23 protein-coding genes and 1 pseudogene are annotated in these 23,085 nt (G+C 72.6%); 9 read left to right on the top strand and 15 right to left on the bottom strand.

Translation table 11 applies throughout. The annotated features are described in order from the left end of the window. Positions 1-231 precede the first annotated feature (231 nt). Both C1701_RS12675 and mshA read right to left on the bottom strand, forming a co-directional pair. Positions 232-747: a YbjN domain-containing protein gene (locus C1701_RS12675; protein WP_030104538.1), complete on the bottom strand. Its 516-nt coding sequence runs from the start codon at positions 745-747 to the stop codon at positions 232-234. Beyond that, the gene (gene mshA / locus C1701_RS12670) at positions 744-2,078 is read right to left on the bottom strand and encodes a D-inositol-3-phosphate glycosyltransferase (RefSeq protein WP_245588866.1); all 1,335 of its coding nucleotides are present in this window, start codon (positions 2,076-2,078) and stop codon (positions 744-746) included. Before mshA ends, C1701_RS12675 begins: the two co-directional genes overlap by 4 nt. 402 nt (positions 2,079-2,480) lie before the next feature. Here mshA and C1701_RS12665 point away from each other — a divergent pair, with 402 nt between their 5' ends. The 3 genes from C1701_RS12665 (at position 2,481) to C1701_RS12650 (ending at position 6,092) form a co-directional block, all read left to right on the top strand. Further along, positions 2,481-3,722, top strand: coding sequence for a GDSL-type esterase/lipase family protein (locus C1701_RS12665; RefSeq protein ID WP_051314146.1), 1,242 nt, complete (start codon positions 2,481-2,483; stop codon positions 3,720-3,722). Positions 3,723-3,920: 198 nt separating this feature from the next. Continuing rightward, on the top strand, positions 3,921-5,216 hold the full coding sequence (locus tag C1701_RS12655) for a GDSL-type esterase/lipase family protein (RefSeq protein ID WP_081715557.1): 1,296 nt from the start codon (positions 3,921-3,923) through the stop codon (positions 5,214-5,216). Between the two features lie 87 nt (positions 5,217-5,303). Then, the gene (locus C1701_RS12650; protein ID WP_051314148.1) at positions 5,304-6,092 is read left to right on the top strand and encodes an SDR family NAD(P)-dependent oxidoreductase; all 789 of its coding nucleotides are present in this window, start codon (positions 5,304-5,306) and stop codon (positions 6,090-6,092) included. 110 nt (positions 6,093-6,202) lie between these two features. Here C1701_RS12650 and C1701_RS12645 read toward each other — a convergent pair whose 3' ends face one another. Next, positions 6,203-7,303 (bottom strand): UDP-N-acetylmuramate dehydrogenase, encoded by a 1,101-nt coding sequence (locus tag C1701_RS12645; protein ID WP_051314149.1) that lies wholly within the window; start codon positions 7,301-7,303, stop codon positions 6,203-6,205. 17 nt (positions 7,304-7,320) lie between these two features. Between C1701_RS12645 and C1701_RS12640 the strand changes: the two genes are divergently transcribed. The 3 genes from C1701_RS12640 (at position 7,321) to purU (ending at position 9,934) form a co-directional block, all read left to right on the top strand. Continuing rightward, complete coding sequence (locus C1701_RS12640) at positions 7,321-7,830, top strand: DUF2505 domain-containing protein (protein WP_051314150.1); 510 nt, start codon at positions 7,321-7,323, stop codon at positions 7,828-7,830. 101 nt (positions 7,831-7,931) lie between these two features. Further along, positions 7,932-8,750, top strand: coding sequence for a hypothetical protein (locus C1701_RS12635; RefSeq protein ID WP_030104543.1), 819 nt, complete (start codon positions 7,932-7,934; stop codon positions 8,748-8,750). Between the two features lie 302 nt (positions 8,751-9,052). Beyond that, positions 9,053-9,934: a formyltetrahydrofolate deformylase gene (gene purU, locus C1701_RS12630; RefSeq protein WP_026419611.1), complete on the top strand. Its 882-nt coding sequence runs from the start codon at positions 9,053-9,055 to the stop codon at positions 9,932-9,934. 71 nt (positions 9,935-10,005) lie between these two features. Here the strand turns inward: purU and C1701_RS12625 are convergent, their stop codons facing one another. The 5 genes from C1701_RS12625 to C1701_RS12605 all read right to left on the bottom strand — a co-directional run bounded on the left by C1701_RS12625 (position 10,006) and on the right by C1701_RS12605 (position 12,983). After that, positions 10,006-10,566, bottom strand: coding sequence for a YbaK/EbsC family protein (locus C1701_RS12625; RefSeq protein ID WP_103055958.1), 561 nt, complete (start codon positions 10,564-10,566; stop codon positions 10,006-10,008). Positions 10,567-10,584: 18 nt separating this feature from the next. Next, positions 10,585-10,896, bottom strand: coding sequence for a DUF2516 family protein (locus C1701_RS12620; RefSeq protein ID WP_026419613.1), 312 nt, complete (start codon positions 10,894-10,896; stop codon positions 10,585-10,587). A gap of 208 nt (positions 10,897-11,104) precedes the next feature. Beyond that, a complete protein-coding gene (locus C1701_RS12615; RefSeq protein WP_051314151.1) occupies positions 11,105-11,812 on the bottom strand; it encodes a hypothetical protein in 708 nt (235 codons plus the stop codon). After that, positions 11,812-12,282 (bottom strand): helix-turn-helix domain-containing protein, encoded by a 471-nt coding sequence (locus C1701_RS12610; RefSeq protein ID WP_103057040.1) that lies wholly within the window; start codon positions 12,280-12,282, stop codon positions 11,812-11,814. The genes C1701_RS12615 and C1701_RS12610 overlap by 1 nt, the downstream gene beginning before the upstream one ends. A 296-nt stretch (positions 12,283-12,578) precedes the next feature. Then, positions 12,579-12,983, bottom strand: coding sequence for a DUF5313 family protein (locus C1701_RS12605; RefSeq protein WP_026419615.1), 405 nt, complete (start codon positions 12,981-12,983; stop codon positions 12,579-12,581). Here C1701_RS12605 and C1701_RS12600 point away from each other — a divergent pair. The 3 genes from C1701_RS12600 to C1701_RS12590 all read left to right on the top strand — a co-directional run bounded on the left by C1701_RS12600 (position 12,982) and on the right by C1701_RS12590 (position 14,621). Next, the gene (locus C1701_RS12600; protein WP_051314152.1) at positions 12,982-13,440 is read left to right on the top strand and encodes a fluoride efflux transporter FluC; all 459 of its coding nucleotides are present in this window, start codon (positions 12,982-12,984) and stop codon (positions 13,438-13,440) included. The two genes, C1701_RS12605 and C1701_RS12600, sit on opposite strands and share 2 nt — an antisense overlap. A gap of 67 nt (positions 13,441-13,507) precedes the next feature. After that, positions 13,508-13,885, top strand: a complete 378-nt coding sequence (crcB, locus tag C1701_RS12595; protein WP_337662254.1) for a fluoride efflux transporter CrcB — start codon at positions 13,508-13,510, stop codon at positions 13,883-13,885. 346 nt (positions 13,886-14,231) lie between these two features. Next, on the top strand, positions 14,232-14,621 hold the full coding sequence (locus C1701_RS12590; protein WP_035292516.1) for a zf-TFIIB domain-containing protein: 390 nt from the start codon (positions 14,232-14,234) through the stop codon (positions 14,619-14,621). A gap of 457 nt (positions 14,622-15,078) precedes the next feature. On the opposite strand, the gene C1701_RS12585 is transcribed toward C1701_RS12590, so the two are convergent. From C1701_RS12585 to C1701_RS12555, 7 genes and pseudogenes are all read right to left on the bottom strand, one after another. Continuing rightward, on the bottom strand, positions 15,079-17,445 hold the full coding sequence (locus C1701_RS12585; RefSeq protein WP_026419619.1) for an ABC transporter permease: 2,367 nt from the start codon (positions 17,443-17,445) through the stop codon (positions 15,079-15,081). Beyond that, positions 17,442-18,167 carry an ABC transporter ATP-binding protein gene (locus C1701_RS12580; protein ID WP_051314153.1) on the bottom strand — a complete coding sequence of 242 codons (726 nt, stop codon included), beginning with the start codon at positions 18,165-18,167 and terminating at the stop codon, positions 17,442-17,444. The genes C1701_RS12585 and C1701_RS12580 overlap by 4 nt, the downstream gene beginning before the upstream one ends. Next, a pseudogene (locus C1701_RS12575) lies at positions 18,164-18,690 on the bottom strand (PadR family transcriptional regulator). Before C1701_RS12575 ends, C1701_RS12580 begins: the two are co-directional and overlap by 4 nt. Positions 18,691-18,739: 49 nt before the next feature. After that, positions 18,740-19,501: a carbohydrate ABC transporter permease gene (locus C1701_RS12570; protein ID WP_211256544.1), complete on the bottom strand. Its 762-nt coding sequence runs from the start codon at positions 19,499-19,501 to the stop codon at positions 18,740-18,742. Positions 19,502-19,554: 53 nt separating this feature from the next. Then, the gene (locus C1701_RS12565; RefSeq protein ID WP_026419622.1) at positions 19,555-20,475 is read right to left on the bottom strand and encodes a carbohydrate ABC transporter permease; all 921 of its coding nucleotides are present in this window, start codon (positions 20,473-20,475) and stop codon (positions 19,555-19,557) included. Positions 20,476-20,572: 97 nt separating this feature from the next. Beyond that, a complete protein-coding gene (locus C1701_RS12560) occupies positions 20,573-21,814 on the bottom strand; it encodes a sugar ABC transporter substrate-binding protein (RefSeq protein ID WP_026419623.1) in 1,242 nt (413 codons plus the stop codon). A 41-nt stretch (positions 21,815-21,855) separates the two neighbouring features. Next, a complete protein-coding gene (locus C1701_RS12555) occupies positions 21,856-22,857 on the bottom strand; it encodes a LacI family DNA-binding transcriptional regulator (RefSeq protein ID WP_103055956.1) in 1,002 nt (333 codons plus the stop codon). Between the last annotated feature and the right edge of the window lie 228 nt (positions 22,858-23,085).

The following is a 23,085-nucleotide window of genomic DNA, read 5'->3' as shown; positions in this document are numbered from 1 at the left end:
CGATCGGCTCCCACGCACTCCCCGATCTTGAGAGGGTGCACCGTGGTCTGCCTCCCCCGTCAGGCCGCGGCCCGTCCGGGTTCCCGGGTGCCCCCCGCCAGGGGAACCCGCAGTGGCGGGACCTCACGGCGGGGCGGCTTGAGTTCGTGACTCCCCCTCTCTCCCAAGCCGCCCCGCCCTGCCACTCCCCCGGCCGGCGCACCTGGCGGTCGCGCCGGTCCGTCGAGGGCGTCAGCGTTGGTCCCGGGCGAGGTGCTCGAAGGCGGCGAGGTTGGCCAGGGATTCACCACGAGACCTCCGCCAGGCCCACTCCCGGCGGATCGCCCCGGCGAAGCCCAGCTCCAGGAGCTTGTTGAAGTCGCCGTCGGCCGCCTCCAGCACCTGGCCCAGCACCCGGTCCAGCTCGTCCTCGGTCACGGCGTGCGCCCCCAACCTCCCCACCAGGTGGATGTCACCGTCCTCGTCGACCGTGTAGTGCACCCCGTACAGCCTGGCGTTGCGCCGGAGCAGGAAGTGGTGGACCCCGGCCTGGTTCTCATCGGGGCGGCGGCACACGAACGCCTCGACGAGCAGCCCGTGGCGCCCGACCACGAGCCAGCAACTCGTCCGTTGCTTCCGTTCCCCCGGCAGCCGCACGAGGAAGCGACCCGGGGAGGCGTGGTCGAAGTCCAGGTCGCGGTCGCGCAGCGTGCGCTCCACCGTCCGCACCGCCTCCTCGGGAGAGCTCCCGTCCGCGTCCGAGCTCACGCCTCGCCCCCTCGCCGTCCGTGCCGGTTCCTGCCCCCACCAGCGTCGCGCACGCCCCGGCCGAAGGCCAGGGCAGCCTGCCGGTAGGCGCGCAGCAGCCCGTCGGTGGTGCGGTCCCAGGAGAAGTCGTTGGCGTGCCGCACCGCGTTCTCCGGCCGAACCCCGGCCGCCCGGGAACGCACCGACTCCGGGACCTCGTCCGGTGAGCCGGTCGCGGGTAGCGCCACGGCGCGCAGGGCCGCCGCCCAGTCCTCCGGTGCGTGGCTGGGCACCAGCAGTCCCGTGGACCCGTCCACCACGGCGACCGACAGGCCGCCCACGTCCGCGGCGACCACCGGCGTCCCGCAGGCCTGGGCCTCCAGCGCCACCAGGCCGAACGACTCGTTGTGGCTGGGGACGGCCACGACGTCGGAGGCGCGGTAGACGTCCGCGAGCTCGGCACCGGACCGGGGCGGCAGGAAGGTCACCACGTCGGTGATCCCCAGCTCCCCCGCGAGCTTCTGGAGGGCCTCCGGTTCCTGGAGCCCGGAGCCGGAGGGACCGCCGACGACGAGCACGGCCAGCCGGCCCCGCAGGCGTGGCTCCTCGGCGAGCAGGCGCGCCGCCGCCCTCAGGAGGACGTCCGGCGCCTTCAGCGGCTGGATCCGCCCGACGAAGGTCAGGACGACCGGGTCCGGCGGGAGCACCACGCCGGCCGCTCTGAGGGTCCGTCGCGCCTCCGACCGCTCCCCGGGGGTGAAGCAGTCGAGGTCGACCCCGGGCTCGACGGTCACCACGGCGGCGGGGTCGGCACCGTAGAGCCGCACCAGCTGCTCGGCCTCCACGCTCGTGTTCGCCACCAGGCGGTCCGCCTCGTCGACGACCTGCTGCTCCCCGATCACCCGGACCCGGGGCTCGGCGGGTTCCCCCTCGGCGAGCGCGGCGTTCTTCACCCGCGCGAGGGTGTGCGCCGTGTGGACCAGCGGCGCCCCCATCCGCTCCCGGGCGAGCCACCCCACCTGGCCCGACAGCCAGTAGTGGGAGTGGACCAGGTCGTAGTAGCCGGGCTCGTGCCTGGCCTCGACCCGCAGCACCCCGGCGGCGAACGCGCACAGCTGGGCGGGGAGGTCGTTCTTGCCCAGGCCCTCGAATGGCCCGGCGATGATGTTGCGGACCAGCAGCCCCGGCTCCACCCGCACCAGCGGTGGGTGCTCGGAGGACGTGGCCCGGGTGAAGACCTCCACCTCGACCCCGCGCCGGGCGAGACGACGGGCCGTCTGGAGCACGTAGACGTTCATCCCGCCCGCGTCCCCGGTGCCCGGTTGTTCCAACGGCGACGTGTGCAGCGACAACAGCGCCACCCGGCGGGGGGAACCACTGCCGGCGGAAGTCGCCGATCTCCCCTCGCCACCAGTTATCACTCGTAACGAGTCACTCACGAGGAGACCCTCCTCGATCGGAGGATCCGCTGCTACCAGCGAGTCGAACCTGCGCGGTTGTCGCGCACACGAACCCACGCTTAGCCACGTGTAGTCAACCTTTCCGGGCCTGCCCGCGCCCCGATGCTCGCTGCCTGTCATGGGAATGCAACACAAACGAGGCGGTAGAGCTTCCAGCCCCTCGCGGGGCCGTGATCAGTCGCTCACCTGGGTGAGGACGACCGGTGTCTACCCTGGCCACGCCGTCGGGGCAACGCCAGCGCACGCCCGGTCGGCGCGCGTTGACGGCGAGGGAGCACCGAGGGGGGTCGCGCCGTGGTCCGACTCCTGCTGATCGTCGTGTGCTGCCTGGGCCTCCTCGTGTCGGCCGAACCCGTGGTGCCCCCGACCCCGCTGTCCCCGGGAACGGCCGAGCCGGTACCCACCACCGGGGTGACCACCTGGGCCGCACCGCAGATGCCGGCCCAACCGAACCAACGGGAGGAACTGGGCTTCGCCAACGTGACCTTGCGCACGATGGTCCGGATCAGCGCCGGTGGTTCCGGGGTCCGGGTCCGCCTGGACAACACCTACGGCGACCGTCCGCTGCGGATCGGGGCGGCCTCGGTCGCCCTGGCCGACGGATTCGACGGGTCCTCGCTCCCGGGGACGGTCCGGCCGCTGCTGCTCGACGGGCGGTCGGACTTCACCGTCCCGCCCGGCCACCACCGCTACACCGACCCCGCCGGCCTGGACGTGCCCGACCGCGCTCGGCTCCACGTCAGCCTCTTCCTGCCCGGTCCGACCGGTCCGCTGGGCAACCACCCGATCAGCGGGGAACCCACCCTGCTCGCCAGGGGAGACCACACCGAGAACCCCACCTCGGACAGGTTCCGCCCGGTGGAGCACCGGGCGGTGGTGGACGCGGTCCTGGTGTTGGGCTCCGAGGCCAGCGGCACGGTGGTGGCCGTCGGCGGTTCGCTGACCGACGGCCTCGGAGTCGACTTCCCCGAATCCGGTCGCTGGCCCGACGTCCTCGCGGACCGCCTGCTCTCCCTACCACCGGGACGTCGGCTGGCGGTCGCGAACTCCGGCCTGTCCGGCAACCGCATCCTCCTCGGATCGGTCGGCGGCGGCCCGCGCCTCCTCGACCGCTACGACACCGACGTGTTGTCGCTGCCCGGCGCGGCGGCCGTCATCCTCGCCGTGGGCACCAACGACATCCAGCAGACACCGCACGAGACGGACGCGCGGACGCTCTTCGCCGCCATCGACGACCTCGCCCGGCGGAGCCGGGACGCGGGCCTGCGGGTCGTCGTGGCCACCATCCCCCCCTTCGGGAGCTGGGAGACCTGGAAGCCCGAACTGGAGACCACGAGGACCCGGGTGAACGCCCTCATCCGGACCCACGCCGACGAGTACGACGCCGTCTTCGACCTCGACACGTTGCTCCGGGACCCGGACGACCCGGAACTCGTCCGGCCGGATCTCGACCTCGGGGACGGCCTGCACCTGAACCAGCGCGGGTACACCCTCGTCGGCGAGTCGGTGCCGGTGGAGGCGCTCCTCCCCCGCTGAACCCCCGGCCAGGACGTGGTCGCCGACCGTTCCGGCACCGTGGCGACCCGTGTTGATCTCGGGGTTGTCTATTCTTCTCCGCAGAAACTCGCCGAGCCGGTCGCGTGGCGCCCGAGGCGAATCCGGAGCCGTTCTGCTGTCCGGTCTCCCAGATCCCCGGCGTCCACGTCGTCCGTGAGTCGGCGAGCAGTCAGCGGCATGAGGACGGAGATGATGGTGCGCCGACGGTGGTTCGCGGCGGTCACGGGCATGAGCCTGTTGGTGGCCGGATGCGCGATGGTCCCGGAGACGACGCTGGAACGGGCACTACCCGCCGGTGCGGAGCTCGCGGAAGAGCGGGAGATCACGACCTTCACCGCCTCACCCAAGGCAGCCCAGGAAAGGGAACGGGAGTTCGAGGGGTTCACCGACAACACCGTCCGCACCCGGATGCGCGTCAGCTCCGGTGGTTCGGCGGTCCGTGTGCGGCTCGACAACACCTTCAGCCCCGACGAGCTGCACGTCGGCCGGGTGACCATCGCGCTGGCCACCGACCGTGAGGGCGGCATCAACCCGTCCAGCCTGACCGAGCTCCGGGTGGAGCGGGAAACCTCCTTCACCCTCGCGCCGGGGGAGAGCGTGTACACCGACCTGGCTCGGATGGAGATCCCCGACGGGGCGGACGTCGCGGTGTCCTTCTACTTCCCGGGGCCCACCGGCCGGGTCACCACCCACTCGTTCGCCGGGGAGCACAGCCGCATCGCGACCGGTGACCACACCGAGAACGTCAACGGCCGCCCCTTCCAGGTCGAGGAGAAGACGATGAGCACCCGTCCGCTCGTCGGCGCCATCACGGTGGTGCCCGAGACGGCCACGGGAACCCTGGTGACCATCGGCGGGTCGATGACCGACGGTGTCGGCGTCGACTTCTCGAAGGGCTCGGACCGCTGGTCCGACGTGCTGTCCCGCCGGATCGTGGACGAGTACGGGCCGCGCCGGCTCTCGGTGGCCAACGCGGGCATGTCGGGCAACAGGATGCTGACCTCCTCGGGTTACGGAGGCCAGCGGGTGCTGGAACGGTACGACCGCGACGTGCTCGACCTCCCCGGGGCCGACGCCGTCCTCTTCGCCGCGGGCATCAACGACATGCAACACCCCCCGCAGACCACCGACCTCGACCTGCTGATGGCGACCTTCGAGGAGTTCGCCGACCGCACGCACGAGCGCGGGATGCTCTTCTACATGGCGACGATCACGCCGTTCGAGGGCTGGTTCAGTTGGGAACCGCACCTGGAGGAGAACCGGCAGGAGATCAACCGGCGCATCCGCGCCTCCGACAAGTTCGACGGGGTCGTCGACTTCGACGCCGCCGTCCGCGACCCCGACCACCCGAGCCGGATCCTCCCGGAGTGGGATGTCCACGACGGCATCCACCCGAACAGCGCCGGCGCCGTCGAACTGGCGAACGCCGTCGACCTCGACATGATCCTCGGCGACCTCAACCTGCTGGACTGAGAACAGCGGCCCCGGCCTCGCGAGGGCCGGGGCTCCCCGCTCGCCCGCCGCTGACAGACCACCGGCGGGTCAGGCACGATCGGCGTCATGACCCACGACCAGCAGCCCCAGCACCACACCCCACCGACCACGTCCCCGGCCGCCGGAAAGCCGGTCGCGGTCGTGACGGGAGCCAGCGCCGGCATCGGCGAGGCCACCGCGCGCGGCCTGGCGGAAGCCGGGTTCCACGTCGTCCTGGGCGCCCGCCGCCTCGACCGGTGCGCCGAGCTGGCCGCCGAGATCGGCGGCTCCGCCCACCGGCTCGACGTCACCGACGCCGAATCCGTCGACGCCTTCCTCGCCGAGGTCCCGACGTGCCGGGTGCTGGTGAACAACGCCGGCGGGGCACGCGGGCTGGAGCGCGTCGCCGAGTCGGACGAGGACAACTGGCGGTGGATGTGGGAGACGAACGTCCTCGGCACCCTCCGGATGACCAGGTCGCTCCTGCCCAGGCTGATCGACTCCGGTGACGGGCACGTGGTGACCGTCACCTCGATCGCGGCCCTGGAGGCCTACGACAACGGCTCCGGCTACACCTCCGCGAAACACGCGCAGGCCGTGCTGCACCGGACGCTGCGCGGGGAACACCTGGGAGATCCGGTGAGGTTCACCGAGATCTGCCCGGGCATGGTGGAGACGGAGTTCTCCCTGGTGAGGTTCGAGGGTGACGCCGCTCGGGCCGACGCCGTCTACCAGGGCCTCACACCGCTCACCGCGCAGGACGTGGCGGAGGCCATCGTCTTCGCCGTCACCAGGCCGTCGCACGTCAACATCGACCAGATCGTGCTGAAACCCCGGGACCAGCACTCCGCCACCCGAGCCCACCGGCGGTCCTGAACCGACCAGGCGGGGCCGCGAACGGCCCCAACCGGCCACCACTGGTAACCAGTTCCGGTGAGCGGTCCGGCGGGGGCCGGGGCCCGTCTCACCCCCACCGCCCGCCGGTCTCAGAGCGCGCAGTTCACCAACACGGGTTCCGGCTCCAGCACGACACCGAACGCCGCTCGGACACCGTCACGAACCTCCGAGGCCAGCGCCAGCAGGTCCGCGGTGCTCCCCGTCCCCCGGTTGGTGAGGGCCAACGTGTGCTTGCTCGACAACGCCACCCGGCCGCCGGGGCCCTGGTGGCCGCGCCGGAAGCCCGCTCGCTCGATGAGCCAGGCCGCGGAGAACTTGGTGCGCCCCGGCCCTCCCGGGTACCTCGGCACCGGTGCCTCCCCGCCGAGCCGCTCGGCGATCCGGGCGAGGACCTCGGGAACGGCCTCGTCGGGCACCAACGGGTTGGTGAAGAACGATCCGGCGCTCCAGGTGTCGTGGTCCGCCGGGTCCAGCACCATGCCCTTGCCGGCACGCAGCGCGAGCACCGCCTCCCGCGCGGCGGCGAGCGGCACCCGGTCGCCCAGTTCGACCCCGAGCGCCCTGGCCAGTTCGGGGTACCGGATGGGCACGGAGGAGCCGCTGTCCGCCAGTGCGAAGCGCGCGCGGAGGACGACCGACGTGGCGCTGCCCTTGAGCCGGCTCGTCCGGTAGGCCAGCCCCAGATCGGCTGCGGGCACGGTGCGGACGCACCCGTCGAGGCGGTCGTAGACGTCCACCGAGTCGAGCAGCTCCGCGACCTCCACGCCGTAGGCGCCCACGTTCTGCACGGGGACCGCGCCCACCCGGCCCGGGATGCCGGACAGGCACTCCACGCCCGAGAGCCCGTCGGCGACGGCGGCGGCCACGACCGCGTCCCAGTCCTCACCCGCCTCGACCGTGAGCTGGACGGTGCCGTCCGCGACGCGGTCCGCTCGTCTCCCCGTCGTCGCCACCCGCACCACGGTCCCGGCGAACCCCTCGTCGCCGACGACCAGGTTGGATCCACCACCGAGGACGAGGACGTCGTCACCGCCGGTGTCGGCGCGCCGCAGCGCTTCGACGAGGTCCTCCGCCGTGGTCGCCTCCACGAGGCGGGCCGCGGGCCCGCCCAGGTGGAGGGTGGTGTGCTCGGCGAGGGGAACGGCGACGCCGACGGCCTCGCCGGACGAACGAGTAGTCACGGACGCCAACGGTAATCTGTGCTGCCATGGCACGCCCCATCCAGTTCACCCTCCACGCCGACTCCCTCTCCCCCGACGAGCTCCACGCGGTGCTGGTCGACGAGACGTACCTGCGGGACAGACTGGCCGAGCTCGGCGGTTCCTCGGCGGAACTGGTCGCGTTGACCAGCGACGACAACGGGTCCCGCGCGGTCTTCCGACACGGCATCTCCTCCGGCGGGCTGCCGGCCGCGATGCGTTCGATCGCCCCGAACGGGATCTCGGTCGAACGCACCGAGACGTGGCGGCGCGAGGGCGCGGGCTACGTGGGAACGATGGCGGCCAGGGTCACCGACACCCCCGCCACCATCGACGCCACCACGTCGATCCGCCCGGTGGGCGGGGGCGCGGAACTCCGGGGTGCCGGCCAGGTCACGGTCCGGCTCCCACTCGTCGGCGGGATGGTGGAGAAGGCGGTGTCCGAGCAGGTGACCGCGCTGCTCGACGCGGAGTCCCGCTTCACGCTGGAGTACGTCGCCCGCCGGCGCAGCGGCTGATCCCGTCACGGAACGAGCGGGCGCGCCCCGGAGATCGACCACCTCCCACCGCGCTGGACGGCGGACCCGGGCGACGGTGGAGAGGTGTGGGAGGACATCGGATGGCCAAGCGAGCGCCCCGACTGGCGGCCGGCCGCGCCCGCGCGCTGGGCATGCCGACCAGGGGCACCACCGGGCCGAACCGGTTGCGGCGGGTGGACCGCTGGGTGCGCGGCACGCCGTGGGTGTCCCAGGTGTTGCGGTCGGCCGCCGATCCGCTCGTGGTCGACCTCGGCTACGGGAGCTCACCGGTGACCACCGTCGAGCTCGCCGCGCGCCTCACCGATGTGCGGAGCGACGTGCGCGTGCTGGGCCTGGAGATCGATGGGGAGCGGGTCGGCAACGCCGTCCGCCTGGCCGACCCACCCCGGCTCCGCTTCACCCGCGGTGGTTTCGAACTCGCCGGTCAGCGCCCGGTGCTGGTGCGGGCGTTCAACGTGCTCCGCCAGTACGCGGAACCCGAGGCACTGGCGGCGTGGACCACCATCACGTCCGGTCTGGCGCCGGGCGGTCTCCTCGTGGAGGGGACCTGTGACGAGATCGGCCGGCGGTGCTGCTGGGTCACCCTCTCCCGGAACGGTCCCCTGAGCTTCACCATGGCCTGCTCGCCCGCGCACATCGACACACCGTCCGACCTGGCCGAACGCCTGCCCAAGGCGCTCATCCACCGCAACGTGCCCGGGGAACGGGTCCACGCGCTGCTGGCGGAACTGGACTCGTGCTGGGCCACCGCGGCGCCCTTGCGCCCGTTCGGGCCCCGCGCGCGGTGGGCGGAGGCCGTGCGCCTCCTCACGGCCAGGGGGTGGCCGGTCCGGGACAACCACCGCCGGTGGCGGGCCGGGGAACTCACCGTGGACTGGTCGGCCGTCGCCCCGGGCTGAGCGGACCACGGGGTTGCCGCACCCCACGCCCCCCCAGAGCCCTCCCCCGGACGCGCGGGGGCGCCACGACGTCGACCCGGCGGCCTCACGTGGATGCTCCACCGGGTCGGCTCCCGCCATGCCCCCGGCGCGGGTCCCTCGTCGGCGTGAACCCACCGTCGCGCCCCGGTCACCGGACGCGGCCGGCGCCGTCCCCGCCGGCCCGCCCACCGCCTGACCTGCGGTCGAGCACCGCGCTGGTGGGCGTCATCGGTACCGGGCAGTGCGGGAGCCGACCAGGCGGAATGACAGACTCAGCAACCATGTCCACGCCAGACCGCCGTTACGTCATCACCCTCGGCTGCCCGGACCGCACCGGGATCGTCGCCGCGATCTCCGGGTTCCTGTACCGCCTGGGGGGCTCGATCGTCGGCGCTGGCTACCACACCGACCCGGAGACCAACTGGTTCTTCACCCGGCAGGAGGTGCGGGCCGACTCCCTCGACCTCGACCTCGAGGAGTTGCGCGCCCGGTTCGCCGAGGTCGCCGCCGAGCTGGGGGATCGCACGGAGTGGCGGGTGAGCGACAGCGGAACCCGTCGCCGCGTGGTCCTGCTGGTCTCCCGGGCCGGGCACTGCCTCTACGACCTGCTCGGCCGGGTCGCCTCCGGGGAACTCGACGTCGACGTCCGCGCGGTGATCGGGAACCACACCGACCTCGCCGGGATCACCGAGGCGCACGGCATCCCCTTCCACCACGTGCCCTTCCCCGCCTCCGGGCGGGAGCCTGAACGCCGCGCGGAGGCCTTCGCCCGGGTGGCCGAGATCGTCGACGAGCACGACCCCGACGCCGTGGTGCTGGCCCGCTTCATGCAGATCCTGCCGACCGAGCTGTGCCAGCGGTGGGCCGGGCGGGTGCTGAACATCCACCACAGCTTCCTGCCGTCCTTCATCGGAGCCCGCCCCTACCACCAGGCGCACACCCGGGGCGTGAAGCTCATCGGCGCGACCTGCCACTACGTGACGGCCGACCTGGACGAGGGGCCGATCATCGAACAGGACGTGATCCGGGTGGACCACGGCGACTCGGTGGCGGACATGGTGCGCAAGGGCCGGGACATCGAGAAGGTCGTCCTCGCCAGGGGCCTGCGGTGGCACCTGGAGGACCGGGTCCTGACCCACGGCAACCGCACCGTCGTGTTCTGACCAGCGCCGCGCGCACCCCAACGGCCCCCGGAGCCGGGTGGGCGGACACGACGGCGTCGGCGCCGATCGGGTCAGGAGACCGGGGGAACTCCCAGCCCCGGGAGGGATTCGGCGCCGGGGAGCGCGAGCAGGGCGGCACCGGGCGCGACGAGCTTGCCGTGCCGAACCCCGCTGCCCAGGACCACGAGCGGAGCCGTGAGGACGGCCTCGTCCACCAGCAGCGGCCACCCCGGGGGCAGCCCGAGCGGGGTGATGCCCCCGTACTCCATCCCGGTCAGCTCCACCGCGTCCCGCTGCGCCGCGAACGACGCCTTCCGCACGTCGAGCCGCCGCCTGGCGGCCCCGTTCACGTCCACCCTGGTCGTGGCGAGCACCAGGCAGCCGGCCGTGCGGGTCTCGCCGGACCGCCGGCCCGAGACGACCACGCAGTTGGCCGAGGCGTCGAGCGGAACCTCGTACCGTTCGGTGAACCTCGCGGTGTCGGAGTCGTCGGGGTCGATCTCGGCGACCCCGAACTGGCGGGCGACATCGGGTGGAAGGGCGGCCAGGGCCGCCGCGACCGGCTCGGCCAGCAAGTCGGTGTGATCCGTCGCGGGCTCGGTACCCAGTGCTCCGATGCTGAAGGTGCCCATCTGGTGGAGGCTAGCCGCCTACCACCTCGGCCCGCGTTGCACGTCGGTGATCCTCGGTCGAACGTCGACGATGTACACCAGAGCCGCCACGAGGCCGGCGATCCAGAACATCGTGCCCAGCCCGATCGGGTGGAACAGCAGCAGCACCAGGGTCGCGCCACCGGTGATGCCCATCCAGGCGTTCTTGCTCAGCTTGTCCGCCGCCACGAAGGCATCCGCCCGCTGGGTCACCGCGTGCAGGAAGGCGAACGCTCCCACTGGAATCCCAGCGAGCTTGATGGCCAACAGGATCCAGGCGATGGGCTCGAGAGCTGGGTGTCCCTGGTACATGCCCCCAGCCTACGGGCCGAGCGGAAGGGGTGTCCCCGAGTGTCGGCCGAGGTCCACGTCCGACAGGGGCCGACGGGTGACCTCGGTCACGAGTGGACGGCGCACCCCGCCCGGCCGCCAGCCATCCGGCGCGGGCTCTGCGGGGCGCACCCCCCGGCCGGCGCCGGCCCCCCGGCCACGGCACGCCCCGGAGACGTGGTCGCCGCGTTCAGTCCTTCTTCTGGCCGCGCCGAGCACCGCCGGTCGGCGCCTTCCTCGGCGTGCGGTTGGCCGCCTTCCTGCTCGTGCTCCGCGTCGCCGAGGCGGCGGACGCGCCGGCCTCGGTGACGGCGTCAGCCGCTTCCTCGGCAGTGTCCCGCACCGCGCGGGCGGTCTCGTCGGCGGCCTTCCTCGTGGCCACCGCCACCTTCTCGCCGGTGGACCGGGTGCTCCGGCTCACCTTGCCGAGCACGTCGTCCGCGAGCTCGCGGACGTCCTCGACGACCGTCTCCACCCGTTCCTGGGCGGTGTCCACGCCGGCTCCGACCTGGTCGAACGCCTGCTGGACCCGAGGCTGGGCGCGCAGCCTGCCCAAGGTCTCCTCGCCGCGTTCGGCGAGGGTGCCGTAGATCCGGACGGCGGCTTCGCTGTAGGCGTCGACCAGTTTGCGGAGCTCGGCCGGGTCGAACTTCTCCCGCCACTGGCCGGTGTCGAGCTGCAGTTCGCCGATGCCGTCCTTGGCGGCCTCGGCGCGCTCGGCGAGCTCCTTCCGGGCGCGTTCCAGCGCGTCACGAACCGTCCTCGCCGCGACGTCGCCGGCTCCCAGCACGGCCAGAAGCGGGGTGCGGGCCTGGGACAGCACCTCGTTCACGACGGCGGACGCCTGCTCGCGCGCCTTGTCGATGTCCTCAGCGGTGGGCAGTGCGGGCATGGTCATCACTCCTTGTCGTGGGGTCGGATCTCGGAGGAGACGGGCGGGGCCTCTCCCGCTCCGGCTCCGCTCAGGTCGACGGACCGGCCGACCGCGGAGTCGTCGGGATCTTCGGCGGCCTGCTCGGCTCCGACGCGGAACGACTCGTAGACGGCCAGCAGGGCCTGCTTCTGCTGCTCTGTGAGGTCCGGGTCGGCGTGGATGGCGTCCACCACCGGCCCCCCTCGCGGCCGGTCGAGGATCCCGGCCTGGACGTAGAGGGTCTCGGCGGAGATGCGCAGCCCCTTGGCGATCTGCGAGAGGATCTCGGCGCTGGGGCGTCGGAGCCCCCGCTCGATCTGGCTGAGGTAGGGGTTGGACACCCCCGCCGCCCTCGCGAGCTGCCGCAGGGAGATCTGGGCGTTGTTCCGCTGGGTGCGGATGTACTCACCGATGTCGGCGACAGCCCGGTTGACCACCCTGTCGACCCGTGGCATCGGCACGTCTCCCTGTCCTCGATCAGCGGCGGACTCGCTCGCGCGGACGTTCTCCGCGCTTTCGACGGTACGCGCGCGTGCTAGCTACCGCAAGCACCCTGCTTGCACGGCCCCATGCCCGCGCGTCCGCTGGCCCCTCGAGGCCGGGATCCGATCAGGGACGAGCGGGTGCGCCGTCGACGCCTCCGACGCCCGAGAGCACCGGGGGACCCCGAGGCCGAGGCCGGGCGGGGGACGGCGCCGGCGGGAAGCCGGGCGAGCGAGGACGGGGAACGGGTGGCGAGCGGTGCCCCTGCTCAGGGGGAGGAACGCCATCGGGCCGCGTAGCGGGCGCTCTCCTCCTGCCGCAGCCGTTCCCGGTCCGCCCGGCGGACCGCCGAGGCGTGGTTGGGCGGGTACCCGTACCTGACGAGACGGGCGTCCGCCTTCTCGATGGCGTAGGACAGGGAGAAGTAGACGCCGACGATGAGGCCGAGGAAGACCGACATCGCCGCGACCAGCGGCTCACCGCTCACGAGCCACAGCGCCCATGCGACCAGCGCGGCCACCGGGGCCAGGCGGACGAACGCCCGTGCCCCGTACCGCCACAGCCAACCCGGGGTGGTGACGTCCGCGAGCACCCACTCCCGGTACCGCCCCGGCAGCCGTCCTCCGAGGGCGTACCAGAGCAGCTGCGGCGGATTCGGGCGAGGAGAGCTCATGCCAGGGACGCTACCGAAGGCCGCCCTCGGGGACTACCGTCGAGCCGTCATGGCCGGGAGGAGTCAGCTCGCGACGGTGGGCGTGGTCGCGCTGGGCGGTGTGGTGGGCTCGCTCGCCCGCCACGGCGTCGGCGTGGCGTTGCCCACGGGCGGCCCGTCCCTCGCGACCTGGTCGGTCAACCTGCTCGGGTCCTTCCTGATCGGCGTGGTGGCCGTGCTCGCCCCGCGCGTCTGGCCGCGCCTCCCCCTGCTCCGGCCGTTCCTCGTCACCGGGGTGATCAGCGGGTTCACCACCTTCTCCGCCCACAGCGTCGAGGTGACGGCACTGCTGGTCGCCGGCAGGCCGGCGGTCGCCGTGCTGGTGCTCGCCGGCACCCTCCTCGGGGCGCTGGTGGCCGTGGCGGGCGGGGACGCGTTCGCGCGGTGGGTGGTGCGGACCCGGGAGGGGCGGTGGTGATGCGGCGCGGCCCGGACGGGCGGAGCCCGGCGAACGCGTTCGCTCCCAGTGCCGCCGGGGGTACGGCGTGCTGACCTCGCTCCTGGTCGCCGTGGGGGCTGGCGTCGGCGCGCCGCTGCGCTACCTCGTCGACCGGGCCGCGCGGAGGTGGTATCCTGGCCCCTTCCCCCTCGGCACACTGCTCGTGAACGTGAGCGGCTCCCTGGTGTTCGGGCTGCTGGCCGCCGGGCTGGGCGCGGGGTGGGCGCCGACCTGGTCGGAGCCGCTCCTGGGAGCCGGCCTGTGCGGGGCGTTCACCACCTACTCGACCTTCGCCCACGACACACTGGCCCTGTTCGACGACCGCCGGCGGTGGCTGGCGCTGGCGAACGTGGGAGCCAACCTGGCGCTCGGGCTGGCGGCCGCCGCGCTGGGCTGGGGACTCGGCTCGCTGTTCCTCGGGTGACCCCCGGTGACCCCGGCCCGGCGCCGTCCCGATCGTGCCCGCTCGCGCACCCCGCGCCGCGAACCGAGCCCCGGCCAGGGGCGACGCGGAGCCTCCGCCGGGCACCCGGGCCTGGACCACCGAGACTCGGCGGAGGGGCGTCCCGACCCGCCCCCTCCCGGCGAGAAGGGGGCGGGGCACCCCGGCGGTCCCGTGTGCCGGCGCGAGGGGTGACCCTGGGGCTGGTGGCTCCCACGGGAGGGGAGCCAGCCCCCGAACGCGCGAGGCTCCGGCCGCGCCACGCGCGCGCAGCGGCGGTACCGACGACCTCACCGGGTACGAACGAGGTCGTTCCTACTCTGACGGCATGGATCTGCTGTGCCCCAAGTGTCACGACGTGATGCGCACGTACGAGCGCAACGGAGTGCACATCGAGCAGTGCCAGGGCTGCCGGGGGATCTTCCTCGACCGGGGGGAACTCGAACAGCTCGCACTCGCCGAGCGGGCGCACTACGGCCGGCCGGCGCCACCACCCGGACCTCGCCCCGGCCCACCCCCCTCGCGGGTCCACGACCGCCGTCACGAGCCCCATCCCCGGAGCGACGACCGGTACCGCGACCGCTACCGGGACGACCACCGCGACCGCGAGTACTGGGACGACGACCACCGCGACCGGGACCACCACGGACGGTACCGGGACTCCAAGAAGAAGCGGCGCAAGGACTTCCTGGACAACGTGTTCGACATCTTCGGGTGATCCGCCGGCCGCCGGGTGGCGCGTCCTCGCCCGCCCGGGCCGGCACCTCGCACGGCCGAACCCGCTGCGGCTACCGGACCCGCTGCGCACGGCGGGCCGCGCCCGCTCGCCTACCGCCGCCGGTGAGGCGCGCTCGCCGTGCCCGGGACCCCGCGCCCATCCCCCGGTGGGAGCGTGCGGACGGGTCGCGGCGAACACGGGCGGAGCACCTCGCGGGCCGACCGATCGGCCTCGCCCCGGGCACCCGTGCGGCGGGTACCGCGCCGGAGCATCGTCCTCCCGGGAAGGGCCTGGGCCGTGGCCACCCCGTTCGACCACGGCCCAGGCTCGCCGGCGGCCGTCACGGTGAACCGACGCGGCTTCGTCGGGTCCACTCCGGTCGCCACCAGGCTGGTGCCGCGCCCCGAACGCCGCACCACCACCGAGGACTCCCCCGGCGCAGCTCGCCCGGCCCTACCTATTCCGAACGGAGCTCCTCCGGGCGGGACGCGCGCCGGAGTGTGGGCAGCGTACACAAAGTCACCACGAGAACGGCTGCCGCCGACACGCCCGCCATCGCCGCGATCCCGGCCCAGTCCGGTTCGAAGTGGTCGAAGAGGAGGACGAGGGCCAACCCGGCGATCAGCAGTCCCACCACCACGGCGATGAACAGTCCCGCGACCATCGGGATCGCCGTCTGCACCAGCACGGACCCGGCCAGCGTGCGCCGACGCGCCCCCACCGCCGCCACCACGGCCAGCGGGCGGCGCCGCTCCTGGATCTGTTCCACGGCCACCACCAGCAGGCTGCTCGCCACCAGCGCGAAGGTGATCAACGCTCCGATCCAGAGCCCCTGGCGAGCGTGGACGAGGGAGCTGGCCTCCTCGTCGAAGCTGAGGATGTCGTCGTACAGGTAGGTCGCGGGCAACTCCTCCCAGACCGCGCTGCGCACCTCCTCGACCAGCCTCGGATCCACCTCGTCGAACCGCAGGTGCAGGTGCTGGTAGTAGGTGGCCTCGGGCAGGTCGACCGCGGCCCCGGGGGTGAGGACCAGGGCGCGACCGTGGTACCAGCCGACGGTCTCGTCCAGGGGCTTGATCACCCTGGCGCCGGCCGGAATCTCGAAGGGCTCGCCCACCCGCACCGGCTCCCCAGGCCTCACCGGCCAGATGTTGGGGTCGAGGGTCAGTGTCTGCCCAGGGACGAGCGGAATGGGCTCGCCGTCCAGGGCCGCGCGGTAGGAACTGCCGTCCACGCAGTCGTTCACCTCGAACATCGTGACCAGGCTGGGGCAGTCGCCGATCACGACCGGGAAGTGGTCCCCGTCCCCGTCCTCGCCCGACGTCTCCAGCCACCCGGTGACGTGCCCCTCGGGGAAGTCGGCGGACAGGGAGTCGAGCAGGCCACGGAGCGCGTCAACGCCCTCCTCCCTCGGGACCGGGATCACCTGGGGTGAGGAGGAAATGGTGAATCCAGAGCTCCCGTCCCCGGTCGCCTCGATCTCCCTGAGCGACGCGGCGGTCGAGGTGAGCACGGCCTGGAGCGCGATGACACCCGCCAGGACGACCGCGACGCTGCTGACGGACCGGGAGGCCGTCGAACTGTCCAGCTGGAGACGTCGCACCGCGAGCTGCCACGCCACCGGCCCCCCGCGTGCCCCACCGACGAGCCGCTCGACGATCCACGGCAGCAGGGCGGGGATGCTGGCCAGCATCAGGACCACCGAGGTGGTCAGGAGCAACGGCGCGAAATCGTTGCTCCCCGAGAGCATGCCCCAGTTGACCAGAGCCATCCCGACCAGGCCGAGCAACAGCGGGACGGCCCGCCACCCCAGTTGCCTCGGTTCCGCCGCGCCCGCCCTGGCCGCCCCCAGTGGTTCGACCGCGACGCGACGCGTCGCGAAGAGGGCACTGCCGACCGCGAGCAGCGGCAGTCCCACGACCACGACGGCCAGGATCCACGGGTTCGGGCGGATGTCGTCCGGGAACAGCCCGCCCTCCACGATCGGGAGGGACGTCAGCCACGCCCTGGCGACCGCGAAGAGCAGCGCTCCGACCAGCAGCCCGAGAGCGGTTCCGAGCAGGGCCTCGCCGACGGCCAGCCGCCGGATCTGGTGGCGGTCGGCGCCCAGCAGCCGCAGCGCGGCCAGTCGACGGATGCGGGAGAACTCCGCCAGCCGGGTCGCGTTGGCTACGAAGACGACGACGGGCACGAGGATCGCCCCGGTCCCCACCGCGTAGCTGACCCAGAGGATCGGGGACAGGGTTCCGATCCGGTCGTACCCGCCGAAACCGACCACCACGTCCGACTGGACCATCGGCCGTTCCGCGCCGGCGTAGAAGTACAGATCGGACGGCCCTGTCAGCCCCTCCGGGCCGATCTCGCCGACGACGCGCTCGGGGAAGCGGGGCCGGAGCAGCTCCCCTTCGGGGGCGGCCAGCAGCTCGCGCAGGGCAGGGGAGATGACGATCTCCCCTGGGCCTGGCAGCGCGTCGACGCCGGGCGGGAGCGGGGACTCGGGGCCGACGTCGGTGACGTAGAAACCCCTGATCCGTTCGTTCTGGAACCTGGTGCTGGCGGAGGTCGCCGCCAGCGCCGCGGCCGGTACGCCCTCCGCGTCGGACAGCTCGTGGACGGCGACGGGGGCCCGCGCCGCGTCCCGCTCCTCGCGGAGGCCGATGATCTCGGGCAACGTGGCGACGGCGAAGAGGGCCGTGACGCCGAGCGCGATCCCGGCCGCGCTCAGGCCCATCCGGCCCCAGGGGGTGCGGCCGGTCAACGCCAACCTGACCCCCAGCGCGAGGTCGCGCAGCCAGCGAACCGGTGTGAAGGACGGCGGACTCACAGGTTCCGCTCCCCGTTCGCCCGCTGGTCGTCGGTCCGCCCGTCCCGAACGATCACCTCGCGGTCGGAGTAGGCGGCGACGCGTGGTTCGTGGGTGACCAGGACGACGGCGGCATCCGTCTCCCTCGCGACGGATGCGAGCAGGGTCATCACCTCGTCCCCCTGCACCGAGTCGAGGGCGCCGGTCGGCTCGTCGGCGAAGACGACCCTCGGACCGGCCACCAAGGCCCGCGCGATGGCCGTGCGTTGTCCCTGCCCGCCGGAGATCTCGCCGGGGCGCTGGTCGGCCACGGAACCCACGCCCAGCCGGTCCAGCCACTCGAGGGCCTGCCGTTCCGCCACCCGACGCCGCTTCCCCGACAACCGCAACGGCATCGCCACGTTCTCGAGGGCCGTCAGCTCGGGGATGAGCTGGCCGAACTGGAAGACGAACCCGAAGGAGGTGCGGCGCAGCTCGCTGCGCCGCACATCGTTCATCGCCGAGACCTCCTGGCCGTCGAAGACCACCGAGCCGGCCGTGGGCACCAGGATTCCGGCGAGGCAGTGCAACAGGGTCGACTTGCCCGAACCAGAGGGGCCGAGGACCGCGACCATCTCACCGGGCTCGATCGTGAAGTTCGCGCCTCTGAGCGCCGGGTTCCGCCCGAAGGTGAGTTCGAGTCCCACCGCGGTGAGCAGCGGCCCGGATCCACCGTCCGCCGCACCCCTCACGCCCGCCGTCATTCCTGTCCCCCGTTGTTCACGAGCTGTCCCATCCTCGCCTCGGCGGTGTCCAACCATCTCAGGTCCGCCTCGAGGTGCGGCAGCGCGTAGTCGCGCACGAGCTGGTCGGCCACGTCGCCATCCCGTTTCCCGCGGGTGAACTCGCGCATCAGCGTCAGGTGCTCTCCCCGTTGCAGGTCGATCACCGGACGGGATCGCGTCCCGTGAGCAGGGCGAGGCTCAGTTCCGTGTACGACACGTTCCGCAGGTGGGCGCTGGGTCTCTCCGGGGTGGAGAGCCACTCGGCGACGTGGCGGCGACCGGCCTCGGTGATCGTGTGGCGCTCGCGCTCCGGTCCCGAGCCGGGTTCCGTCCGCTCCACCTCGACCAACCCGTCCCGCAGCGAGCGGGACAGGGTCGAGTGGACCTGGCCGAGCTTCAGTTCCCGCTCGCGGCCGAAGCGCTCGTCATAGGCACGTTCGAGGTCGTCACCGTGCCGAGCCCCCTGGTCGAGCAGCCCGAGCAGGGCCTGGCTCGTCGACATGGGGCGCACCCTACACCGGGTGTACGCACCGGGTGCGCAACTCCTGGGGTCAGTCCTTGACCGCGCCCGCGGTGACACCGGCGGCCACGTAGCGCTGGGCGACCACCAGCAACACCGCCGCCGGCACCGAGGCGACGACGGCGGTGGCCATGATCGAGTTCCAGTCCTGGTCGTTGTTCCCGATGTACCGGTAGATGCCCAGGGTGATCGGCCGGACGTCCCCGCTCCCGTTCAGCGTGTTGGCGAAGACGAAGTCCGACCACGCCCACAGGAAGGCGAACAGCGAGACGGTGACCACCGCGTTCCGGCTGGCGGGCAGGACGACCGACCGGAAGGTGCGCCAGAGACCGGCGCCGTCGATGCGCGCGGCCTGGATGATCTCGTCGGGGACGGCGGACATGAAGGCGGTGAACACCAGCGCGCCGAAGGGCACCGCCAGGGTGGAGTCGGCGATGACCAGCCCCCACCAGGTGTCCAGACCCCCGACGCTGAGGTAGAGGGAGTAGAACCCCATCGCCATGATGATGCCGGGAATCATCTGGGCGATGACCAGCACGAAGTGCAGTGGTCCACCCCCGAGGGGGGAGAGCTTGGCCAGGGCGAAGCCCGCCGGGGCGGCCACGGCCACGGTCAGGGCCGCGGTGCACACCCCGACCAGCAGGCTGGTGCCCAACGCGGGCAGCTGGTCACGGAGGACGGCCGCGTACCCCTCGAAGGTCGGCGAGGTCGGGAACCAGTCGGGTGGGGTCTGGCGCATCCGCTCGCCGGGTGTCAGCGAGACGTTGATCATCCAGTAGACGGGGAAGAGCATGAGGGCTGTCAGCACGACCCCGAGCGCGGTCTTCCACCACTGCCGCCGTGTGCTCACGCCGCCTCCTGCCGCCGCTGGACCCGGATGTGGATGACGCCGAAGAACAGGGCGATGAGGATGAGCAGGTTCCCGACCGCCGCCCCCGGGCCGAAGCGGGGCAGCAGCGAACCGAAGCCGAGCTCGTAGGACCAGGTGGCGAGGGTCGTCGACGAGTTCCCCGGCCCTCCCTGCGTCATGATCCAGATGATGTCGAACACCTTGAGCGTGTAGACGAGGCCGAGCAGGAGCGTGATCGCCGACACCGGTCGCAGCAGGGGCATCGTGATCCGCCAGAACCGCTGCCAGCCGCCGGCACCGTCGAGGGCGGCGGCCTCGTGGAGTCGCGGTGGGATGTTCCGGAGACCGCTGTACAGCAGCACGAGGTTGAACGGGATCCCGATCCAGATGTTGGCGACGAGGACGGCGAGCAGGGAGTACTGGGGAGAGGTGAGCCAGTTGACGGGGTCGGCGCCGAACGCGGTGAGGACCGAGTTCACCACCCCCGACTCACTGTTGAGCATCCAGGACCAGGTCGAGGCCGACACGATGAGCGGCAGCAACCACGGCACGAGGAACAGCGCCCTGAGGGGCACCGACAACCTGAAGTGCTGGTGGAAGAAGACGGCGAGCGCGAGACCGATCCCGTACTGGAAGACCAGGGACAGCGCGGTGAAGACGAGGGTGTTCCACAACGCGGGGGCGAAGGCCGCGCTCGTGACCACCCGCACGTAGTTGTCCAGCCACACGAAGGGCGCGTCGTTCCGCACGAAGGAACGGACGGTGTGGTCGCGCAGGCTCAGGTCGAGGTTCCGCAGCAGCGGGTAGAGGTAGAACGCCACCAGGTACACGACCAGCGGCGCGAGGAACCCCCAGGCGGTCGTTCTCGGGGACGGCCAACGCCGGCGCGGCCCACTCCTGTTCGGTGCGGTCGTCATCTGGTTCCTCACTGTCGGCCCCCGCCTCCCCGGCTGGCTCCGCCCCTCGCCGCCCACGCGCGTCCGTCCCGCCCTCGGGGGCGCGGGACGGTCCAGTTCAGCGCCCGAAGTCGCTGGTCACCGCCTCCTGGGCGAAGGCGAGGGCGTCCTGGGGCGTCTCGGCGCCGGACAACGCGTTCCCCACGGCGGTCCAGAGGTTCTCGGAGATCAACGGGTACCTCGTCCCCAGGTCGTTGGCGGTGCGCCCCCTGGCCTCCCGCACCGCGCTGATCCAGGGCGACAGTTCGGGGTCCTCGGCCCGCTGGCGGGCGGTGAGCGCCTCGACGGGGGCCACGTAGGAGAGCACCGTGTCCGTGGTCAGCAGGTTGTCGTCGCTGACGAGGCACTCGACGATGGCGCGGCTGCGCTCGTACCTCCTGGGGTCCTCCTGGACGGGGACGGTGACCATCTCCCCGCCCGCGGCGCCAGGAGCCGGACCGCCGTGCCGGGAGGGGATCGGGATGACCCCGAAGTCGATGCCGGACGCGCGGGCGTTGGCCAGTTGCCAGGTCCCGTTGAGGGCGAACCCGTACGTCCCCGTCTCGAACTCCTGCCAGCTCGTGGTCTGGTTGTTGTTGATGACGGAGTTGGGGGCGAGGTCGGCGTCCAGCCACCCCTTCCACAGCCGCAGCGCCGCGACGGCCGCCGGTGAGTCCAGCTCCTCCAGGTCGGCGCCCGAGCCCCAGAACCAGGGCAGGAACTGGTAGGTGCCCTCCTCGTTGCCGATCGCCGCGAAGGTGATGCCCCGGTGGCCCTTCGCCGAGATCTCCGTCAGGGCGGCGCTGAGGTCGGCCCAGTCGTGGATGGCCGCCGGATCGACCTCCGCGTCGGCGAGCACGTCCGCGTTGTAGTACAGGGCGAGGGTGTTCGCTCCGATCGGCACCCCGTACCTGGTCCCGTCGAGCTCCCCCGACTCGAGCAGGTTCTCCTCGAAGTCGCCGAGGTCCACGGGCAGCTCGTCGACCGGCAGGAGCAGTTCGCCCTCCGCGAGGGTCGTGACCACCGGGTTGTCGAGCACGAGGACGTCGGGGGAGCTGCCCTGCTGCCCGGCGAGGATCGCCCTGGTCGTCAGGTCCGAACCGTCGTACCCGGTCCGGTGCAGGGAGACACCGGCCCGGCGTCCGCAGTCGGCGACCAGGGCGGCCCACTCCGAGTCGTCCCCGAACTGCGTGTAGGGGTCCCAGAAGCGGTAGTCGCGCTCTCCGCCCCGGCCGTCGGCGCCAGGGCCGGAACAGGCCGCCGCCAGGCCGAGCACCAGCGCCGTCGCCGTCAGCACCCGCCTGGCCCTGGCTCCTGTCATCGCCGTTCCCCTCGTCCTGGCTGGCCCCGACCACGACACCGTCAGGCGGTGCTGGCCCGGTCGGTGAGCTGTGGTCTGACCAAGGTGACGCCGGCGGGCTCGTCGCCCGACGCGGCGGTCATCCGGCTGACCAGCCGCCGCACCGCCAGCCGGCCCAGCTCGGCCGGTGCGGCGTCGACGGCGGTGTAGGGCGGTGGCGTGCCACCGGCGCCCCAGAAGTGGAGAGCGACGACGGACAGGTCGGCGGGAACGCGCATCGCACGGCGGTGCAGGACCGAGGGGAGCGCGGCGACGGACCGGTCGTCGTGGACGACCAGGGCGGTGGCGTCGGGGTGGGCGCGGAACACGGCGTCGAGGACGGGCCCGGTGTCCACCTGCCGGGCGGCCGCGAAGTGCGGGTAGACCCGCAGCCCCCACTCCCTGGCCCGGGAAAGGCAGGCGCTCCGGAAGCGCCAGGCGTGGCCGACGCCCCGCGCGAAGACCTCCCGTGGCGGGGTGACCAGCGTGACCCGCCGGTGGCCGAGGGCGGCGAGGTGGTCGACCACCACCTCGGCGGCGGCCGGGAAGTCGAGATCGAGGACGTCGAGCCCTCCGACGTCGCGGGGTAGTCCGATGAGGACAGCGGGCCGCTCCGCGGCGCGCAGCACCGGCAGTCGGAGGTCGTCCTGGGTGACGTCGAGGAGCACGAGCCCGTCCACCCGGCCGGACGCGGTGATGCGGCGCAGCGCCGAGGGACCGTCGATGTCGGTCACCAGCAGCAGGTCGTACCCGAGTCGGCGCGCGGCTGAGGAGATCGGTGCCACGTACCGCGTCACCGCCGGCGCCGCCCCGGTGTGGTCGACGTGGAGCACGAGGCCGATGACCTCGGTCCTGGCCAGCGCCAGGGCCTGGGCTCCCGCGTGGGGCGTGTAGCCGAGGTCCCGGACGGCGCGCCGCACCCTGGACAGGGTCTCCGGTGCGACGGCCCGCTTCCCCGACAGGGCGTAGGAGACGGTGCTGCGGGAAACCCCCGCGGCTCTGGCCACATCGGCGATCGTCGCCATCTCTTCCCCGTTCGCCGCCGAACCGGTTCCGCGAAACTAGCACCGCGAATATTCCCGACTCAACGGATTGGAGAAAAAAGGGGGACGACGGATTTTTCGGCGCTGTCGAAACGGTTTCCGCCACCAGGGAGACCGCGAAACGGGAATCGTCGTCACCAGCGCGGCGAACAGCCGAGAGCCGTCTGACCTGGCCGGACCGCAGGCCACCACCGGACGGTCGAATCCAGC

The organism is Actinoalloteichus sp. AHMU CJ021 (assembly GCF_002895405.1).
Classification (GTDB): Bacteria; Actinomycetota; Actinomycetes; order Mycobacteriales; family Pseudonocardiaceae; genus Actinoalloteichus_B; species Actinoalloteichus_B caeruleus.
The sequence above is the reverse complement of the archived record's forward strand: the minus strand, read 5'-3'. Positions and strand labels throughout refer to the sequence as shown.

Bases quoted from the DNA above. Each gene is read 5' to 3' on its own strand.
- C1701_RS12655 (WP_081715557.1), top strand. From the start codon at position 3,921: ATGAGGACGGAGATGATGGTGCGCCGACGGTGGTTCGCGGCGGTCACG.
- C1701_RS12590 (WP_035292516.1), top strand. From the start codon at position 14,232: ATGGATCTGCTGTGCCCCAAGTGTCACGACGTGATGCGCACGTACGAG.
- C1701_RS12620 (WP_026419613.1), bottom strand. From the start codon at position 10,896: ATGTACCAGGGACACCCAGCTCTCGAGCCCATCGCCTGGATCCTGTTG.
- C1701_RS12615 (WP_051314151.1), bottom strand. From the start codon at position 11,812: ATGACCATGCCCGCACTGCCCACCGCTGAGGACATCGACAAGGCGCGC.
- C1701_RS12640 (WP_051314150.1), top strand. From the start codon at position 7,321: ATGGCACGCCCCATCCAGTTCACCCTCCACGCCGACTCCCTCTCCCCC.
- C1701_RS12560 (WP_026419623.1), bottom strand. From the start codon at position 21,814: ATGACAGGAGCCAGGGCCAGGCGGGTGCTGACGGCGACGGCGCTGGTG.
- C1701_RS12650 (WP_051314148.1), top strand. From the start codon at position 5,304: ATGACCCACGACCAGCAGCCCCAGCACCACACCCCACCGACCACGTCC.
- C1701_RS12580 (WP_051314153.1), bottom strand. From the start codon at position 18,167: ATGACGGCGGGCGTGAGGGGTGCGGCGGACGGTGGATCCGGGCCGCTG.
- C1701_RS12570 (WP_211256544.1), bottom strand. From the start codon at position 19,501: ATGCTCTTCCCCGTCTACTGGATGATCAACGTCTCGCTGACACCCGGC.
- purU (WP_026419611.1), top strand. From the start codon at position 9,053: ATGTCCACGCCAGACCGCCGTTACGTCATCACCCTCGGCTGCCCGGAC.
- C1701_RS12555 (WP_103055956.1), bottom strand. From the start codon at position 22,857: ATGGCGACGATCGCCGATGTGGCCAGAGCCGCGGGGGTTTCCCGCAGC.
- C1701_RS12605 (WP_026419615.1), bottom strand. From the start codon at position 12,983: ATGAGCTCTCCTCGCCCGAATCCGCCGCAGCTGCTCTGGTACGCCCTC.
- C1701_RS12610 (WP_103057040.1), bottom strand. From the start codon at position 12,282: ATGCCACGGGTCGACAGGGTGGTCAACCGGGCTGTCGCCGACATCGGT.
- C1701_RS12565 (WP_026419622.1), bottom strand. From the start codon at position 20,475: ATGACGACCGCACCGAACAGGAGTGGGCCGCGCCGGCGTTGGCCGTCC.
- C1701_RS12625 (WP_103055958.1), bottom strand. From the start codon at position 10,566: ATGGGCACCTTCAGCATCGGAGCACTGGGTACCGAGCCCGCGACGGAT.
- C1701_RS12600 (WP_051314152.1), top strand. From the start codon at position 12,982: ATGCCAGGGACGCTACCGAAGGCCGCCCTCGGGGACTACCGTCGAGCC.
- C1701_RS12635 (WP_030104543.1), top strand. From the start codon at position 7,932: ATGGCCAAGCGAGCGCCCCGACTGGCGGCCGGCCGCGCCCGCGCGCTG.